Here is a 16,862-nt window from a genome sequence, read left to right as displayed (position 1 = left end):
TGGACTTGGAAGCGGCGGAGGGAGCGGAGGCGATGGAAGTGGCGGCAGCGGAGCGCCGGGAGGTGAAGGAGGTGGCGGTAGCGGAGTTTCACGAGCCCGCCGAGCCGCATCGGCCATCGCCCTGAGCGCTGGCTCTCGAAGTCCAGAGCGTTCCGACTGGTCTCGAGGGACACCTACGGCGTCATCAATGTCCATGACGACATCCCCTATTCCTCTCGACGGCCTCCAACCAGACCACCAGCCGGTGGTCCGATGAAGGCCTCGACGCCCGCGCTGCGATTGTCACACACAGACGTGGGAATCGCTAAAACAGCTGGTCCGAGAGGACCGATTCGCTACCTCCCAGGCAGGCGACGACTCAGCACGACCAGTTCCCCCCGATTCTCACCCTGCCCGCCCACTCGGGCCCGCACTCGCGACGAGGATATCGAACGGTCGGGCAAAGGGCACGGGACATGCAGACAACCTAGGACGTCTGCGCCCTGCGCACCGCCCGACCAGGTCGCTCGCCGGTGTGGACACCATCGCGGACCACGAGCGTTCCATTCACCCACACGCTTCGAATCCCTACGGGATGTCGGCGGGGCGACTCGTAGGTCGCGACGTCATCCACCGTGGCGGGATCGAACAGGACCAGGTCCGCCCAAGCCCCGGCCTCGATGACGCCCCGCTCCGCGAGACCGAACTTGGCCGCCGGCATGCCAGTCATGCGGTGGATTGCCTCCTCGAGGGTGAGCACCCGTTCGTCGCGGACGTAGCGCCCGAGGACCCGGGCGAACGTGCCGTAGAGGCGGGGGTGTGGTCGGCCGCCGACCGTCGGGAGGCCGTCGGATCCGATCATCGTGCTGGGATGGGCCATGACCGTGCGCACGTCCTCCTCGTTCATCGAGTGGATGACGACCGCGGCGGCGTAACCTTCGGCATCGACGACTCTCCGCGCTGCGTCGACGGGATCGACCCCGAACCTGTCGGCCAGCTCAGTCAGCGAGGCGCCCTCCCAGGCAGGGTGACCGGGCGACGAGGCCATGACGACGGCCGACCAGTCGGTCGGACCGAGGCCAGACGCACCCTCCTCGTAGTTCTGGACCACAGCAGCGAGGCTGGTGCTGGCTGCGGTGTACGGGTACTGGTCGGCGGTGACGTCGGTGCCCCGAGCCCGGGCCTCGTCGATCATCGCCAGTGAGTCTCTGACCAGACCCCACGCGCCCCGACCGCTCGCCTTGTGGTGCGATATCTGGACTGGTACGCCGCCCGCCTCACCGATGTGGATGGTCTCGGCCACCGCGTCGAGCAGTCGGTCGGACTCGTTGCGCATGTGGCTGGCATAGACGCCGGCGTGGCTCGCCATGACGCTGGCCAGCGCCACCAGCTCTTCGGACGTGGAGTAGCGACCCGGTTCGTAGATGAGGCCCGTGGAGAAGCCCACGCAGCCGGCGCCCAGCCCCTCCTCGAGAAGGTCGACCATCCTCGCTTGCTCGGCGCCGGTCGGCGGCCGGCGCTGGTTGCCCACCGCGTCCACTCGCACGGTGCCGTGACCGACCAGAACGGCCAGGTTGATGCTCGGGGGATCGGCGTCGATCGCGTCCAGGTAGCCGCCATACCCGTCCCATGCGGGGAGGGATGCGCGCTGCGCGTCGGCGACAACGACCGCCATGGACGTACCAGCGGCCAGCAACGGCGCAGCGCCGAGCCCGCAGTTGCCCACGACGTCGCACGTGACACCCTGGGCCACCTTGAAGTCCATGGCGGGCGTGAGGAACACGGCGAAGTCGTCGTGGCTGTGCACGTCGATGAAGCCGGGTGCAAGGGCGAGGCCTCGACCGTCGACCTCGGTGCCGGCGGCCTCGGCCGTGAGGTCGCCGATGGCAGCGATCCGCTGCCCGGTTACCGCGACGTCCGCATGACGCGGAGTGCCGGCGGAGCCGTCATAGACCGTCGCGCCCCGGATCACCAGGTCGGTGCTCAGGGAGCGACCGACCCCCAGTCGGCAAAGCCCGACGGATCGTGACGCCCGAAGGTGCCATGCTCGAACAGGCCCCAACCTTCTGAGCCGTTGCACGTGGCCCGTGCCACGTGGTCGACGACGCCGAACGGGGTGCGGGCGACGATGCCGGGGTCGGTCAGGTCGTATTCCCTGCCCTCGACCCAGCCCTCTCCCTGCCACCGCCCGTGCCCCCAGTCGGGATCGCCCCCGTACCCGGCGCCCACGTGGAGGGCCACGAACCCCAGGGTGTCGACCTCGATGGCCAGCGGCTTGCCGTCGCGCTCCTGGAGATGAAGCGTCGCCCGCTCGGGGTGACGGGTGCCGGACCGGTAACGGATCTCGACCCCTGGCCAGCCCAGCTGCTCGCGCCGCCCGTCCGGCCACACCCGCACTGCGTCGTTGAGCGTGCGGAACCCGTCCGGCTGCTCCTGCACGATCACGAGGACGGCGTAGTCGTCGAAGCGGAGCGGAGCGTAGAGCCACCACATGCCCTCGATGGGCTGGTCCGCCGCTCGCCCGGCCGGCTCGGGCTCGCCCACGGGACGTATCCCCCACGACCGATCGCGGGCGCCGACCCAGCGGTCGTCGTCGACGGTCAGCTCTTCGCCCCCGACCTGGAGCATGCCGCTCCAGGTGCCGACCTGGGCGAAGCGCGAGGCCTGGATGATGGCCCGCCCGCTACCGGTCCGCATGAGGTGGGGTTGCTCCTGCACGGCGGGGAACGACCCCTCCCACGTCAGGTCGCAGGCGATCCCGTGGTCGGCGGCGTCGCAGACCAGCCGCAGGCGGCGCAGCGGCTCCAGCACCTCGACCCGGTACGGACCCACGCGCTGATCGAGACGATCGTCGCCGAGCGCGTCGGAGCATTGCACCGCCCACTGCCGGTCGCCGCGACGCACCGTGACGTAAGCGTCGATGACTCCCAGGTTCGGGTACACACCGAGGCCGCTGATGAGGAAGACGTCACCGGTTCGGTCGTGGGCGTTGAAGTAGCTGCGGTCGTAGAAGTTGCGATCGCTCGAGCCGACGTACTCCATCGACAGTGGGGTCTGGTGGATCGGGTACTCATCGAGGGGAACGGGCATCTCACTCCCAGTACTTGCCGGCCAACATTCGTTCCAACGGTGCTGCGTTGCGAAGCAGTCCGTCGACATCGTCGGGCATCTCGATCTCTCCGAAGTGCACCTGGCGCAGTCCGGTACGGAGGAACACGATGGCCCACTGCACCGCCGCGTACGTCAGGTAGAAGTCGAGATGGCGCAGGCGGTGCCCGCTGAGGGCCTCGTACGCCTCGGCCACGTCGTCCCGACGGAGGAAGTCGGGCATCCCGGGCAGCTCGAACTCGGCGGCGAGGTCCTCGAAGGCTCGGTGCGAGTAGACCAGCCAGGCCACGTCGAGCTCCCTCGGCCCCAGCCCGGCCATCTCCCAGTCGAGCACCGCCACCGGTGCGAACTCGCGGAACAGCACGTTGCCGACACGAGCGTCACCCCAGCTCAGCACCGTCGTCCCCTCGTCGGCGGGCAGGTGCTCGTCCAGCCAGGCCAGCCCGCGTTCGATCAGCGGCGAGTGGAGCCCGGCGGCCGCGTACTCGTACCAGGCGCCCCGATCGGCGACATGGCGGCGCAGCGCCGTGGCGCCCGACTGCTCGTACTCGAGGAAGGCGAATCTCTCAGCGGGCTGGCCGATCCCGTGCAGTTCCGCCAGCACACTCACGATCGACTGCTGCAGCCGCGACCGGTCCGGCAGGGCGGCGTCATAGAGCCAGCTGTCACCAAAGTTGTAGGGCATGACGTCAGGAGGAACCTGCCCCTCGACCCGGCCCATCACGAAGAAGGGGGTCCCGAGCGCCCGGGCGTCGAGCTCGAGCCACCAGACCTGAGGGACCGGCACCGAGCAGTGCTCGCCCACGAGCCGCATCACCTGGAACTGGCGCTCCATGTCGTAGGTCGGAAACACGGGGACGTCGACCTGATCAGGCGCCACTCTCGCCACCAGCTGCTCCGAGCGAACCCGCCGGCCCTCGGTCCAGCGGGCCTCGAACAGCAGCGTCTCGGTGGAGACGCCGGTCGCCTCCGTCGGGTGGACCTGGGTCACCATAGGGGCGCTTCCCGCTGGCATCCGCAGGGCGAGCCAGGACTCGAGGCGGCGCCGCACGTCCTCCGGCTCTCGGCTCGAGCGTCGCAGCTCGGTGATCTCGGGGCCCCCGTGGCCCGGCTGCTCGGGCATCCGTGACCTCCTGCGGTCGCCGGGCACACTACCGGAGGCGCCTGCCGCGTGCCGGGCGCGCATTCAGGACATCTATCGGGGCTGCAGCCCGCCGATCATCCGTACGATGGCATCCTTGGCCGAGTCCGGGAGGAGCCTGGCGATCACCCCCGCTGCCTGGGCGTCGCGACCCACCAGGTACCGAGTCCTGGGACGGCTGGAGAACAGGGCGCGCGCCACGACCTTGGCGACCTGCTCGGGAGGAATGCCCATGCGGTCCTGCTGGTCGATCGACCGGCGCAAACCGGCGATGGCGTCGCCATAGAGCGACGTGGCCTGGGGCGGGAGGACCTGCTCCATCTCGTCGGCATAGCGCCGGCCCTTCTCCCAGATGTCGGTCTTGACCGCGCCGGGCTCGACGAGGACGACCCGTAGACCAAACGGGCGGAGCTCGTGGCGCAGCGACTCGGCGATGCCTCCGAGGGCGAACTTCGACGCCGCGTAGGGACTCAGGAGCGGCGTGCCCACCCGGCCGCCGATGGAGCCGATGAACACGAGCCTCCCACGCCCTCGACGCAGCAACGGCATCATCGCCTGCGTCACCGCCACCTGACCGATCACGTTGACCTCGAGCTGGGTGCGCCACTCCTCGATCGGGAGGTACTCGATCGGACCTCCCCGGGCGACGCCGGCGTTGTTGACCACGCCGGCCAGGCCGCGGCCGTCTAGGGTCGAGTCGATCGACTCGACGGCGGCGTCAATGGCACCGGCGTCGGTCACGTCCAGCATCACCGGGGTCAGCCGGTCACTGGCGGCCCGCCGTAGGCTCTCGGCGGCAGACTGAGTGCGGACGCCCGCGAACACATGGTGACCGAGCCCGTCGATGTGGAGCGCACACGCCCGTCCGATACCACTCGAGGCGCCGGTCACGAGCACGGCTCCCGAGGGCATGGTCCTACGGTATATCCGCAGGCGCCTTGCGACCGACAAGCATCGGCGCGAGGCTGCTGCCACCGGCGTGACGGGGAGCGAGGACGGAGCGAGGACGGAGCGACGAGGGAGCGAGGAAGGGGAGGATCGTGCCCAAGTACCTGATCCAGGCGGTGTACACGGCAGACGGAGCAAAGGGCCTTCTCGACAAGGGAGGAACCGCTCGGCGCAAGGCGACCGAGGCTGCGGCCAAGAGTGTCGGAGGCAGCGTAGACCAGTTCTACTTCGCCTTCGGCGAGACCGACGTCATCACGATCCTCGATCTTCCCGACCACGCCTCGGCGGCCGCGCTGGCCCTGACGGTGAGCTCGTCGGGCGGTGTCGAGACGACCACGACGGTGCTGCTCACTCCGGAGGAGCTCGACGCTGCCAGCAAGAAGTCGGCCGAGTACCGGTCGCCCGGAGGCTGAGGAGGCCGGCGAAGGCAGCGGCGCAGCGGCCCCGGAGCGGGCGCCACGGCCTTGACGCAACACGGTCAATTTGCCCACATCGCTCCTGCAGCCTCTAACCTGACGGTCGGTGGGATCGGATCCCTTCCAGGTGCTCGGCCTCCCCCCGGACGCGACCCTGGCCGAGGCTCGGGCGGCCTACCGGCGACTGGCCGAGCTGTTCCATCCTGACCGGTTGCGGGGGCTGCGGGAGGATGTCCAGGCCGAAGGCGCCCGGCGCATGCGCGACGCAACCGCGGCTATGCGGTCGATCCGCGAGCGGTACGACCGGCCGCTGGTCGCCCCCGGCCGGCGGCGCGCCGACAGCGCCGGTGAACGTCCGCCGCGCCAAGACGCGGCGTTCACGGACCGAGGACCAGAACGCCGATCGACCACTTCGCAGCGGACGCGAGCAGGCGCAGCAGCGCCCGCCGAGCAGCCGCCGCGTACGCTGCGGACCCCTCCATCGGACGCCGCGACGGAGGCCGCGGCCCACCTGTACCACGTGCAGCTGCGGGGACTGGACGGGCCCGGCTTTCAGGTCAATTGGGGCGGGCGCCACGCCGCCGCCACCCTCGCCGCCCTCCGGCACGCCCACACCATCGAAGGCCCCATCCGCCAGTTCGAGTGGGGCAGCTACGAGTGGGTGCTCGACGGGGCGGCCACCCGGCGTCTGCTCTGGCACGTGCTCGAGGGCGAGGAGTGGCGCCGCGACCCGGCCGAGGTCGTCGATCTGCGCGCTGACCTGCGGGACCGGTTCCTGCCCGCTCGTCGCGGCGGCGACGGCATGGCGGTGGAGCTGGGCGCGCTGCTCGACCTCCTCGACGAGCGGCAGTGGTACTCGGTCACGGCCGAGGTGTACTGATTGATCAGCTGACGAGGGGCCTGAACGCGTTGGCGATCTGCTGGTAGCCCTCGGCGTTGGGATGCTCGTTCGGGCCCTGCGGTGGCGGCGCGCAGGCCCACGTCCACTGGCAGATTCTCGCCACGGCGACCGGGACGCTCCCGTACCCCGGAAGCTCCGTAGTGGTCGAGAAGCTGTCGTAGGTCGAGAAGGCGCTGGCCACGTTGGCGGTTCGGGCGTTCGCTGCGCGGTGGATGGACCGAAGCGCGGTGTTGAACTCTCGCAGAACCTCGACGCTCTGCTGGGCCACGGTCTGCCCCGATGGCCCCGAGAGCCACGCGGCGAGGAACGGGTCGAAGAGGTTCATGGCCACGATCTTCATCTGCGGGCCGCCCGCGTCGCGCAGCTGCTGGAAGATCTGCGGCAGCTCGGTCTCCACGGTCGAGATTTCGTCCAGCAGGCAACCGCTGTCGACGTTGCCGCTCGTCACGCAGGCCTCGAAGTTGTTGGCGCCGAGCTCGACAGTCACGAAGGCGATCGAGCCCTGGTTGGCACGGATGAAGGATGTCGCCGCGGCCAGCTGCGATCCCTCGGCGTAGTGACAGGTCCCTCCCTTGATAGCCGTCGTGGTCGTCTCGCCCGAGCACCCCAGCTTGACGAGCTGGAGGTCGGGCACGCTTGGCCTGACGTCGTTGTACAGGTCGTCGGGGTAGCCCTGGTTGGTCGGAGCGCTGTTGCCGGCCGCATCAGGCTGGACCCCCGTGGCGTACGAGTCGCCCAACGAGACGTAGTACCTGGTGTTGTTGCTGGGCCTGGACGTCGAGGTCGTGGAGGAGGACGACGAAGCCGACGAGGAGCAGCCGCTGAGCACCGCCGCACCGAGCACGACGGCCGCCAGCGCCAGCGTCACGGCCCGCGGCGATCCCAGCCGCGCCCTCGTTGGGTACCCCGCCATGTCCGAAGGGCCATAGTACCGATAGGTCGTCGCGACCTGGGGCCACCTGTGCTGAGCTGGTCGGGTGAGCCATCGCGGCAGATCTGGGCGATACTGGCCGTCGTGGTCGGTATGGTGCTGGCCCTGCTCCTCACAGTCGCCCTGGTCGTCACGGCGCCGGGCGGAGTGGCGAGCGCGACCGGCTCGGCCCCGTCGTCGGCCGGCTCCTACGCTCCCCCGGATCGCCCCGGACCGCCGCTGGACGTTCCCGTCACCGACCTGGCCGCCAGCCTCGCCTGCACGGGCAACGTCGCCGCCGCCACCCGGGAACCCGTGCTCCTCGTGGCGGGCACCGCCCTCACCCCGGCCCCGAACTTCTCGTGGAACTACGAACGGGCGTTCAGCGCCCTCCAGCTGCCCTACTGCGCGGTGACGCTTCCCGGCCACGGGATGTCCGACATCCAGACGGCTGGTGAGTACATCGTCTACGCCCTCCGGACGATGCACCAGATGTCGGGGCGCAAGGTCGACGTCCTCGGCTTCAGCCAGGGCGGAATGGTGCCCCGGTGGGCCTTACGCTTCTGGCCCGACACCCGGACCCTGGTCGACGACCTGGTGGCCATCGACCCCTCCAACCACGGCACCCTCGACGCCAACGGGATCTGCGCGCTGTCGTGTGCCCCCTCCATCTGGCAGCAGCGGACCGGCTCCCACTTCCTCGCTGCCCTGAACAGCGCGGCGGAGACCTTCGCCGGCATCTCCTACAGCGTCGTCTACAGCCGCGTCGACGAGGTGGTCTTCCCGAATCTCGATGCGTCGGGTAGCTCGTCGCTGCACACTGGAGGGGGCGCCGTCGTCAACATCGCCGCCCAACAGATCTGTCCGGCCGACGTCTCTGAGCACCTGGCCATGGGGTCCTACGACCCGGTCGCCTACGCCGTCGCCCTCGATGCGTTCACCCATCCTGGCCCCGCCGAGGCCTCCCGCATCCCGACCTCGGTGTGCACCACACCGTTCCAGCCGGGAGTCGATCCGCTCACCTTTCCAGCCGACTATGCCAGCTACGCGCTCGGGGCTGTGACCGTCGTCGCGACCTATCCGCACACCGGCGCCGAGCCGGCGCTGGCCCGCTACGTCTGGGCGAACCCGCCGCCGTCGCCGTGAATTGACGCGCGACCGGGACGCTTGCTCAATGAACAGCGACCGCCCAGAGGGTCAGGTGTTCTGGTCGGGTCGGTAGGAAGCGGCCACCAAGGCGCCGGCGTTGCCGGCGCCGAGGGCCGTCGCCGCCAGCGCCCACCCCACGCCCGACCGCTGCTTACCCCGCAGGTGGTCCAGCGAGAAGCGCCCATAGCCGAGCGACGCCAGGGCGGCCGCCGCCGTGCCCACGACGGCGACGTACTCCCATCCGCCCTTGAAGATGAAGAAGCCCTTCCCTCGGTGGTCAGTCGCCGCCGCCGTCGTCATCAGCCCGATGACGGCAGCCGCCGGGAGCGGATTGAGTGCGCCGATGGTGATGAGTGTTCCTGCGCCGATCTCGGTGGCCGCAGCGAGGCGGGCGTGCACCCACGCCGGCCTGAGCCCGAGCCCGTCGAACCACTTCGCCGTCCCCTCCAGGCCGCCCGCGCCCTTCACTTTGTTGTAGCCGTGCGTGATCAGCATGGGACCCAGAGCGAGGCGGAGCAGCAGCGCCGGGATGTCGCTGTCGTGGCCTGTGGCCCTCCCCTTACGCACGTGATCTCTCCCTCTCCTCGAGCCGGCCTCCTGGGCCGGGCTACTCCTCGAGCCGGCATCCTGGGCCGGGCTACTCGAGCGGTGCAATCGATCGAAGCGGTGGTCAGGCTACACCGGCCCGTTGCCGGCCTCGCCAGGCCCGGCTGGACCAGACTGAGGTGATGCGTCTTCCCGCCTCCTGCCTGGTCGTGCTCGTCGGGCCGTCCGGCGCGGGCAAGTCCCGCTGGGCGGCCGAGCAGTTCCGCTCCGGGCAGGTCGTCTCGTCCGACGCGCTGCGCGCTCTGGTGGGGGTCGGCGACCAGGACCAGCGGTCGGGCACCGACGCCTTCGACGTGCTCGATCTCGTCCTCGAACGCCGTCTGGCGCGGGGCTTGCTGACGGTGGTCGACACCCTCGGCCTGGACCCCGCCCGCCGCCGCGGCTACGTGGAGCTCGCACGCCGACACGATGTGGCGTGCCGTGCAGTGGTGTTCGATACCCCGGCCGAGACGTGCCGGGCCCGCAACCGGACGCGGAGGGACCCGGTGCCGGCGAAGGTCCTGACGGCACAGCTCGCGGCCCGCGACGAGGCTGCGGCACTGGTGGGCGACGAGGGCTTCGGCGGGGTGCATCCGGCGGAGCCGGTCGAGGTCGTCCCCGCCGACCTCGTCGACGCCCCCGCGTCGGCTGCCCGCCAGCGGAACGCCCCCCTCCCCCTCAGCTTCGGGCTCCAGTTGTCATCCTTCGCCGGCAGGCCACCTGAGGCACCATTTGCCCCCTGGCTGGCCGATGTCGCCGCAACCGCCGAGTCGGTCGGCTTCTCGAGCATCTGGCTGATGGACCACATGGTGCAGATCCCCCAGGTGGGGCGGCGCTGGGACGACCTGCCCGAAGCCTGGACCACGCTGGCATGGTTGGCGGCGTGCACCCGGACAGCCCGGCTGGGCACGCTGGTCACGGGGGTGACGCTGCGCAATCCCGCCCACCTGGCCAAGATCGTCGCCACGCTCGACGTCCTGAGCGGCGGGCGCACCATCTGCGGGCTCGGCGCTGCCTGGTGGGAACACGAGCACCGTCTGTACGGCTGGAGGTTTCCGCCGCTGGCCGAGCGCTACGCGCTGCTCGAGGACGCGCTGCAGCTCCTGCCCCTCATGTGGGGTCCGGGCTCACCGCCGTTCGACGGCAAGGTCGTCAGCATGACCGAGGCGCTGTGTTACCCGAGGCCCCTCCAGCAGCATGTGCCCATCCTCGTCGGCGGGTCCGGCGAACGGACGACCTTGCGGCTGGCGGCCACGTATGCCGACGCCTGCAACCTGACGGGCGATCCCGCCACGGTCCGCCACAAGATCTCCGTGCTCGCCGACCACTGCCACCGGCTGGGCCGGGATCCGACGGAGGTGGGCGTCACCCATCTGTCCACGGCCCTCGTGGCGCCCACCCGCCGTGAGCTGCGGGCCGCGCTGGACCGGCACCGGCCCCGTTCGGCGACGCCGGAGGAGGTCGGGCACCGGCTCGGCGCCGGCACCGTCGAGGAGCACGTCGGGCGTTATCGGGACCTCGCGGAAGCCGGCGTCCAGACGGCGATCGTCTCCCTTCCCGACGTGGCCACTCCCGGTTCTCTGGAGGCGTTCGGCCAGGTGATCGCGGCCTTCAAGGCGGGCCGCCCGGTGCCGGTGGTCTAGCGCGCTAGCTGGGCCGCCCGCCGAGCTCCGCCAGCAGGGGCTTGGCGTACACGACTCGCCCCGTCATCGTCGCCGGATCACCCGTGCACAGCACGAGCGCCGCCTCGGTCATCGCCTCGACGGGCTCCAAGGCGTCCGGCGGCATGGCCCGGTCGAGGCCGTGGTGGACAACTCCGGGCGTCGCCACCAGTCCCGAGGGTGACAGGACGTTGACGGCGACCCCGTCATCGTAGGCCTCGGCGGCCAGACCCGTCGTGAACCGCTCCAACGCCGCCTTGCACATCCCGTACACGGCACCACCGCGCACTCCTCGCCGGTAGGGCGGGCCCTGGGGATGGCGAGCGGCGCCCGACGAGATGTTGAGGATCCAACCGCGGCGACGGGCGCGCATCCCGGGCATCACCAGCTGGGCGAGCTCGAACGGAGCCCGGACCTGCACCTCGAACATCAGCCGGTAGTGCCGTCCGTCGAAGTCCTGCACCGGCTCGAAGTAGGTGACGGCGGCGTTGTTGACGAGCACGTCGACCGGTCCCAGCTTGTGCTCGACCGTGGCGACGAGCGATCGCCGGTCCTCCTCGTTGGCGAGATCGGCGGCCACCGCGAAGGCGGCCCCACCAGACTCGATGATCGATCGAACCGTGCTTTCCAGGCTGCCCGGCAGCGGATGGTCCCCTTCGACCACGGTCCGGGCCGAGACGCCAACGGCCGCGCCCTCGCCCGCGAACCGCCGGGCGATGGCCTCACCGATCCCCCGGCTGGCCCCTGTGACCAACGCGACCCTTCCATCCAGCGCGCCCATCGCTCAGGTCTCTGTCTCAGCCAGCAGGCCGGGGACGACGTCGTCCAGGTCGGCCGGCTCCCACCGGGCGCCGTGATCGGCTCCCGGACCCCGTTCCCACCCCCTCGCGACACCGACGCGGCCACCCCCGACGAGGAACACCTGGCCGGTGACGTGGCGCGAGGAAGGACTCGCCAGCCAGGCGACGAGCGGGGCCACGTTCTCAGGAGCTCGATCGTCCCATTCCCCCGCCGGAGGCGCTGCTCTGCCGCCCAGGTCCTCGGTCATGCGGGTGCGGGCTCCGGGGGCGATGGCGTTGACGGTGACGCCGTAGCGGCCCAACTCCTTGGAGGCGATGATCGAGAAGGTGGCGATCCCGGACTTCGCCGCCCCGTAGTTGCTCTGGCCGGGGTTGGCGAACAGCCCGGAGGTCGATGACGTGTTGATCACCCGGGCGTCGGGGAGACGCCCGGCCTTGTGCTCGTCCCGCCAGTAGGACGCGGCCCAGCGTGTCGGGGCGAACGTGCCCTTCAAGTGGACACGAACGACCGCGTCCCACTCCTCCTCGGTCATGTTGAAGAGCATCCGGTCCCGTAGGATGCCGGCGTTGTTGACGAGGATGTCGAGCTTGCCGAAGGCGCCGGTGGCCGTCTCGACGAGGCGTCGTGCACCCTCCCATTCGGCGACGTCGTCGGTGTTGGCCACCGCCTCCCCGCCCCGTCCCCGGATCTCGTCCACGACGGCCTTCGCCGGCCCGGCGTCGGCACCGGTCCCGTCGATCGAGCCGCCCAGGTCGTTCACGACGACGCTGGCGCCCTGGCGGGCGAGCTCGAGGGCGTGCCCCCGACCGACGCCACGACCCGCGCCTGTGACGACGGCGACCCGTCCCCGGCAGATCTCGCTCACCTCTGCCCCTTCCTTCTTCTCTCGCGTCAAGCGGGCTCGAACTGGGCGAGGTGGCGGCCGTCGGCAAGCGGCTCCCAAGTCACCCGCACAGCCATCCCCACCGTCGCCGCGTCGGGCTCGCAGCCGACGATGTTCGTCATGATCCGCACCCCCTCGGCCAGATCGACCAGGGCGACGGCGTACGGACCCGCAGCCGGATCACGCATCGGACCCGGCCGGTGCTGCACGCTCACTGCGTGGACCTCGCCGCTGCCCGAAGCCTCACGCCACTCGACGGGCCCGCCGAGGCAACGGGGGCAGACCTCTCGCGGATACCAGAAGGGGTGCTCGCACGCCGCGCACCAAGGGAGCACCAGTCGACGTTCGCGGGTCGAGTCCCAAAACTGGATGGCGCTGTCCGATATCGGCGGCTCGAAGAACTTCGTCATCTCGTCGAACCCGTCCCGAGCACGATCGTGCCCATGGTCGAGAGCACCCCGCCCGAGCCGTGGGCCACGCCGATCTGGGGGTCGATGACCTGGCGCGACCCGCATTCGCCCCGCAGCTGCCGGACCGCCTCCACGAGGAGGAACATCCCGTACTGACCGGGGTGTGTGTACGAGAGGCCGCCGCCATTGGTGTTCGTGGGCAACGAACCGCCCGGTCCGAGCTTGCCGTCCTCGGCGAACGCGCCGCCCTCACCCTTGGGACAGAACCCGAGGTCCTCGAGGTGCAGAAGTGCGGTGATCGTGAACGAGTCGTAGGCCATCAGGAGGTCGACCTCGTCGGGCTTGATCCCCGCCATCGCGAAGGCGGCAGGGCCCGAACGGGCGCCTGCCGTCGTGGTGAGGTCCGGCATCTGGGAGATCATCTGGTGGTCGCTGCCGGTTGCCGCACCGAGCACGTAGATCGGAGGCTTGGCCAGGTCTCCGGCTCGCTCGGCCGATGTCACGACGAATGCACCCGCACCATCGGTGACAAGACAGCAGTCCAACAGGTGCAACGGGGAGGCCTGCATCGGCGAGGCAAGCACGTCGGCGATCGTGATCGGATCCCTGAAGCGGGCGCGGGGATTCATCGCCGCCCACCGCCGGGTGTCGACGGCGATCTGGGCCAGTTGCTCCGAGGTGGTGCCGTAGCAGGCCATGTGCCTGCTAGCGGCGAGCGCGTACGCACCCATCGGCATGGCGAGCCCGTAGGGCATCTCCCACTCGGCCATCGGGTTCGGTCCGCCGAACGCCGGACCACCCCGCTGCCCGCCGGCGCCACGCCGCCGGTCGCTCCGTGGCGTTGCGGCATAGACGCTGACGACCACCTCGCACAGCCCGGCGGCGATCGCAGCTGCCGCGTGCTCCAGGTGCAACTCGTAGCTCGAGCCGCCCACCATCGTCCCGTCGACATAACGAGGGTGGACGCCGAGGTACTCGGCCAGGCCAGTCGCCATGCCTGCGTAGCAGATCCCGTCGACGTCGGCGAGGGTGAGCCCGGCGTCGGCCAGGGCCTCGCTGACCATGGCCGCCTCGAGGCGCCGGCCGTGCCGCTCGAGCTCTCCTGTCGGCGACACGTCGTCGGCGACACCCACGATCGCCGTCAGGCCCCGCAGCGTTCGATCGCTCATCGGCGGACCGTCACCTCCCTGTCTGTCAGCGCACCTCTCGGGGTCCCGACCAGCGCCTGGCCGCTCTGGATCTGGCCTCCGAAGTCGCAGCGCGTTCGCATCGTCGCCTCAGAAGATGAGCGGTCACCCTAACACCGCAGCCACTGGCTAACGCCGGGCCAGCTCGTCGAGCCCGCCCATGACCAGCGCCACGTAGGTGTCCTCCAGCAGGGCCGCATGCTCACGCGTCGGCCGCACCCGCCATTGGGCGAGCACCGCCTCGACGGCACCCAACAGGATGGCGACGCCAGCCTTGGCAGTTCGCTCGTCCAGCTGGAGCTCGCGGACGGCGCGAGTCGCGAAGAACCGCAGCGTCGTCCGATCTCGCCGGCGTTGCTCGTCGCGCAGCTCACGGCTGCGCACGCCAGCGGCCCGGAGCACAGTCAGGGCGGGGGCGCGGTTGGCGCGCGCTTGGAGAGCACCGCGAATGAGAGCCCGGAACATGTCTTCGAGCGTGTCGGCCGCCGTGACCTGGGCGGACATCTCGGCATGGACGTGCGCCGCCTCTCGCTGGTAGAGCGCGCCCAGCATCTCGCCGCGGTTGGCGAAGTGCTTGTACACGAGCGGCCGGCTCACCCCGGAGCGCTCGGCCACGGCGTCCATAGTGACCGCGTCGATTTCCACTGACTCCATGAGCTCGGCCGTGACGTCGAGCAGGGCGTCTCGCCGTTCGGCTCGGCTGAGCCGCGCTGGTTCGAGTGGTTCGGGCGCTGAGGATGTGGTCGGCCGTCTACCGCGCCTCATGCTCGGCTGGGGGCTCCCTGGGCTCACGGTGTCATTGTGTCACCGATTTCCCACCCGGCTTGCGCGAGCGCGAGTGGAGGTGTCATTCTGTCACCGACATCGGTGACAGGGCGTCACTGCGAGTTGGGACCCAAGGGAGACGGCATGACGTACGCCGGCGAGCGGACCATCCTCGACGCTGACAGTCACGTCATGGAGCTGGCCGATTTCCTCGACGGCTTCATCGACGCCGACCAGCGGGACCGGCTCCGTCGTCGTGGGATGGACGCGCTGGCGCCAGTGCTCGAGAACGCTGTCGCCACCGCCGAGGAGCGCCGATCGGACCCCGCGAAGGCGGCCCTGGCCGAGGAGAGGCTGCTATCGGACAAGGGCTGGCACGCCATGGGCGGCTTCGATCCAAAGGAGCGGAGCCGTGTCCTGGACCTGCTCGGCTTCGACGCCCAGTTGGTGTTCGCCACCTTCGCTACCGCAATGTTCACTGGACGCGACGTCGACCGGCTGTACGCGGGCAGCGCGGCGCAGAACCGGGCCATGGCCAACTTCTGCTCTGGCGATCCCCGCCTGCTCCCGGTCGCCTTCGTGCCGCTCGTCGACCCGGCCCGGGCCACGGCGCTGACGGTCGAGGCGATCGAAGCGGGCTGCGCTGCGGTGATGGTGCCGTCGACCGCCGCCGGCTCGCTCGCACCAACGCACCCGGATCTCGACCAGTTCTGGGAGGTCTTGAGCGAGGGGAACGTCCCCTTCGTGCTGCACGTCGGCGGCGGAGGTCGACTGCTCGACCCGGCCTTCCACAACAACGAGATGCCGGTCACAGATCACCTCGGTGGTGGCGAGAACATCCGCTCGAAGGACTTCCTCGCCATCCACCACTCACCCGAGCTGTTCCTCGGCGCACTCATCTTCGATGGGCTCTTCGATCGCTTCCCGAAGCTGAGGGGAGGGTGCATCGAGCAGGGCGCCGGCTGGGTCGTCTCCTGGATGCGCCACCTGGAGTATGGCCAGCGCGCATTTCGCCGTACCGAGGAACCACTTCGCAACCTCGAGCTCACACCCTCGGAGTATGTTCGCCGACACCTCAAGTTCACGCCTTTCGCCGGCGAGCCGGTGGGATGGATGATCGAGCAGGCCGGGCCCGAGCTGTTCATGTTCTCGACCGACTACCCCCATCCCGAGGGGGGCAAGGATCCTCTGGCCAAGTTCGAAGCGGAGCTCGGCGCTTCGAGCGAGGCCGACCGGGAACGCTTCTATCGAGGCAATTTGGCCGAGCTCCTCTACGGCGGCAGGCGCCCCGTAGGCCATGCGGAGGTGGCAGTCGCATAGATCACGAATTGACTGACAACGCGATTTCGCCGCCACACGTGAGGTCGGCGCTCTGGGGGGCCAAGAAGACTGGGGAGTAGGTGTGTTGGGGAACGGGGGCATACAGCTGGCGCGTAGGACCGGGTCGTGCGCACCACGGTAAGAACGGTTAGACAACAGGACGAGTCGCTGGGCCAGGTAACGGACCCGTTCGGTCGCAGCGCCCTGAGGCTGGCGTACCACATACGCCGCTATGCGCTGCTGTACGTCTGCGGCGCCCTCGGCGCCCTCGCGCTGTCCCTCTTCCCGACGGTCGCAGGCGGGGGGCTCGGCAACGGCCTGGCTGCGGGAGGCTCCAACCAGTACGGCAACCCCTCGCAGTTCCAGGCCGGGAGCACGGCCGGAGCCGGTGGGGTCACCACGGGCGGGCCCGGCGCGGCAGCGGGAGGCTCGGGCGGCACCGGGTCAGGCGCCATCGCCGCGAACGGCCCCAGCACAGCAGCCGGCGTCGGCACCGCGCAGGCGGGTGCCGGCACGACCCGGGGTGGCTTCCCGTGCAAGCCGGGTGTGCGGCAGCTGCCCTTCTCGCAGTACGCGGCGCCCTGCGTGGGACAGTTCACGGGCAACAACGGCGGGGCCACCTACAACGGTGTGACACCGAACCAGATCACGATCGCCATGCGGCACACCTCGGACTCGAGCGGTCCCAACTCCGCCGC

General features: G+C 70.1%; 17 protein-coding genes. 6 read left to right on the top strand and 11 right to left on the bottom strand.

Annotation, left to right across the window (positions count from 1 at the left end):
• Window positions 1–466: 466 nt before the first annotated feature.
• The 4 genes from VGF64_03940 to VGF64_03925 all read right to left on the bottom strand — a co-directional run bounded on the left by VGF64_03940 (window position 467) and on the right by VGF64_03925 (window position 5,140).
• Window positions 467–1,951 (bottom strand): D-aminoacylase, encoded by a 1,485-nt coding sequence (locus tag VGF64_03940; GenBank protein ID HEY1633885.1) that lies wholly within the window; start codon window positions 1,949–1,951, stop codon window positions 467–469.
• An 11-nt stretch (window positions 1,952–1,962) separates the two neighbouring features.
• Window positions 1,963–3,069, bottom strand: a complete 1,107-nt coding sequence (locus VGF64_03935) for a hypothetical protein (GenBank protein HEY1633884.1) — start codon at window positions 3,067–3,069, stop codon at window positions 1,963–1,965.
• Between the two features lies 1 nt (window position 3,070).
• Entirely contained in the window at window positions 3,071–4,210 is a 1,140-nt protein-coding gene (locus tag VGF64_03930) for a phosphotransferase family protein (protein HEY1633883.1), read from the bottom strand.
• Window positions 4,211–4,282: 72 nt separating this feature from the next.
• On the bottom strand, window positions 4,283–5,140 hold the full coding sequence (locus VGF64_03925; GenBank protein HEY1633882.1) for an SDR family oxidoreductase: 858 nt from the start codon (window positions 5,138–5,140) through the stop codon (window positions 4,283–4,285).
• A 128-nt stretch (window positions 5,141–5,268) separates the two neighbouring features.
• Here VGF64_03925 and VGF64_03920 point away from each other — a divergent pair, with 128 nt between their 5' ends.
• The gene (locus VGF64_03920) at window positions 5,269–5,589 is read left to right on the top strand and encodes a GYD domain-containing protein (GenBank protein ID HEY1633881.1); all 321 of its coding nucleotides are present in this window, start codon (window positions 5,269–5,271) and stop codon (window positions 5,587–5,589) included.
• 109 nt (window positions 5,590–5,698) lie between these two features.
• A complete protein-coding gene (locus VGF64_03915; GenBank protein HEY1633880.1) occupies window positions 5,699–6,472 on the top strand; it encodes a J domain-containing protein in 774 nt (257 codons plus the stop codon).
• Between the two features lie 4 nt (window positions 6,473–6,476).
• Here VGF64_03915 and VGF64_03910 read toward each other — a convergent pair whose 3' ends face one another.
• Window positions 6,477–7,406, bottom strand: a complete 930-nt coding sequence (locus VGF64_03910) for an SGNH/GDSL hydrolase family protein (protein ID HEY1633879.1) — start codon at window positions 7,404–7,406, stop codon at window positions 6,477–6,479.
• A gap of 111 nt (window positions 7,407–7,517) precedes the next feature.
• Here VGF64_03910 and VGF64_03905 point away from each other — a divergent pair, with 111 nt between their 5' ends.
• Window positions 7,518–8,549, top strand: a complete 1,032-nt coding sequence (locus VGF64_03905) for a hypothetical protein (protein HEY1633878.1) — start codon at window positions 7,518–7,520, stop codon at window positions 8,547–8,549.
• Between the two features lie 51 nt (window positions 8,550–8,600).
• On the opposite strand, the gene VGF64_03900 is transcribed toward VGF64_03905, so the two are convergent.
• Window positions 8,601–9,119: a DoxX family protein gene (locus tag VGF64_03900; protein ID HEY1633877.1), complete on the bottom strand. Its 519-nt coding sequence runs from the start codon at window positions 9,117–9,119 to the stop codon at window positions 8,601–8,603.
• Between the two features lie 161 nt (window positions 9,120–9,280).
• On the opposite strand from VGF64_03900, the gene VGF64_03895 reads away from it, so the two are divergent.
• Window positions 9,281–10,780 carry a TIGR03560 family F420-dependent LLM class oxidoreductase gene (locus VGF64_03895; GenBank protein HEY1633876.1) on the top strand — a complete coding sequence of 500 codons (1,500 nt, stop codon included), beginning with the start codon at window positions 9,281–9,283 and terminating at the stop codon, window positions 10,778–10,780.
• A 4-nt stretch (window positions 10,781–10,784) separates the two neighbouring features.
• Here VGF64_03895 and VGF64_03890 read toward each other — a convergent pair whose 3' ends face one another.
• The 5 genes from VGF64_03890 to VGF64_03870 all read right to left on the bottom strand — a co-directional run bounded on the left by VGF64_03890 (window position 10,785) and on the right by VGF64_03870 (window position 14,844).
• On the bottom strand, window positions 10,785–11,579 hold the full coding sequence (locus VGF64_03890) for an SDR family NAD(P)-dependent oxidoreductase (protein ID HEY1633875.1): 795 nt from the start codon (window positions 11,577–11,579) through the stop codon (window positions 10,785–10,787).
• A 3-nt stretch (window positions 11,580–11,582) separates the two neighbouring features.
• The gene (locus VGF64_03885) at window positions 11,583–12,464 is read right to left on the bottom strand and encodes an SDR family oxidoreductase (GenBank protein HEY1633874.1); all 882 of its coding nucleotides are present in this window, start codon (window positions 12,462–12,464) and stop codon (window positions 11,583–11,585) included.
• A gap of 26 nt (window positions 12,465–12,490) precedes the next feature.
• On the bottom strand, window positions 12,491–12,892 hold the full coding sequence (locus VGF64_03880) for an OB-fold domain-containing protein (protein HEY1633873.1): 402 nt from the start codon (window positions 12,890–12,892) through the stop codon (window positions 12,491–12,493).
• The gene (locus VGF64_03875) at window positions 12,889–14,061 is read right to left on the bottom strand and encodes an acetyl-CoA acetyltransferase (GenBank protein HEY1633872.1); all 1,173 of its coding nucleotides are present in this window, start codon (window positions 14,059–14,061) and stop codon (window positions 12,889–12,891) included. Before VGF64_03875 ends, VGF64_03880 begins: the two co-directional genes overlap by 4 nt.
• 147 nt (window positions 14,062–14,208) lie before the next feature.
• Window positions 14,209–14,844 carry a helix-turn-helix domain-containing protein gene (locus tag VGF64_03870; protein HEY1633871.1) on the bottom strand — a complete coding sequence of 212 codons (636 nt, stop codon included), beginning with the start codon at window positions 14,842–14,844 and terminating at the stop codon, window positions 14,209–14,211.
• 144 nt (window positions 14,845–14,988) lie between these two features.
• Here VGF64_03870 and VGF64_03865 point away from each other — a divergent pair, with 144 nt between their 5' ends.
• Window positions 14,989–16,164 carry an amidohydrolase family protein gene (locus VGF64_03865; protein HEY1633870.1) on the top strand — a complete coding sequence of 392 codons (1,176 nt, stop codon included), beginning with the start codon at window positions 14,989–14,991 and terminating at the stop codon, window positions 16,162–16,164.
• A gap of 126 nt (window positions 16,165–16,290) precedes the next feature.
• Window positions 16,291–16,862: hypothetical protein (locus VGF64_03860; GenBank protein HEY1633869.1), on the top strand; the 572-nt coding region annotated here is incomplete at its 3' end.

It is taken from the genome of Acidimicrobiales bacterium, from assembly GCA_036491125.1.
Classification (GTDB): Bacteria; Actinomycetota; Acidimicrobiia; order Acidimicrobiales; family AC-9; genus AC-9.
The sequence above is the reverse complement of the archived record's forward strand: the minus strand, read 5'-3'. Positions and strand labels throughout refer to the sequence as shown.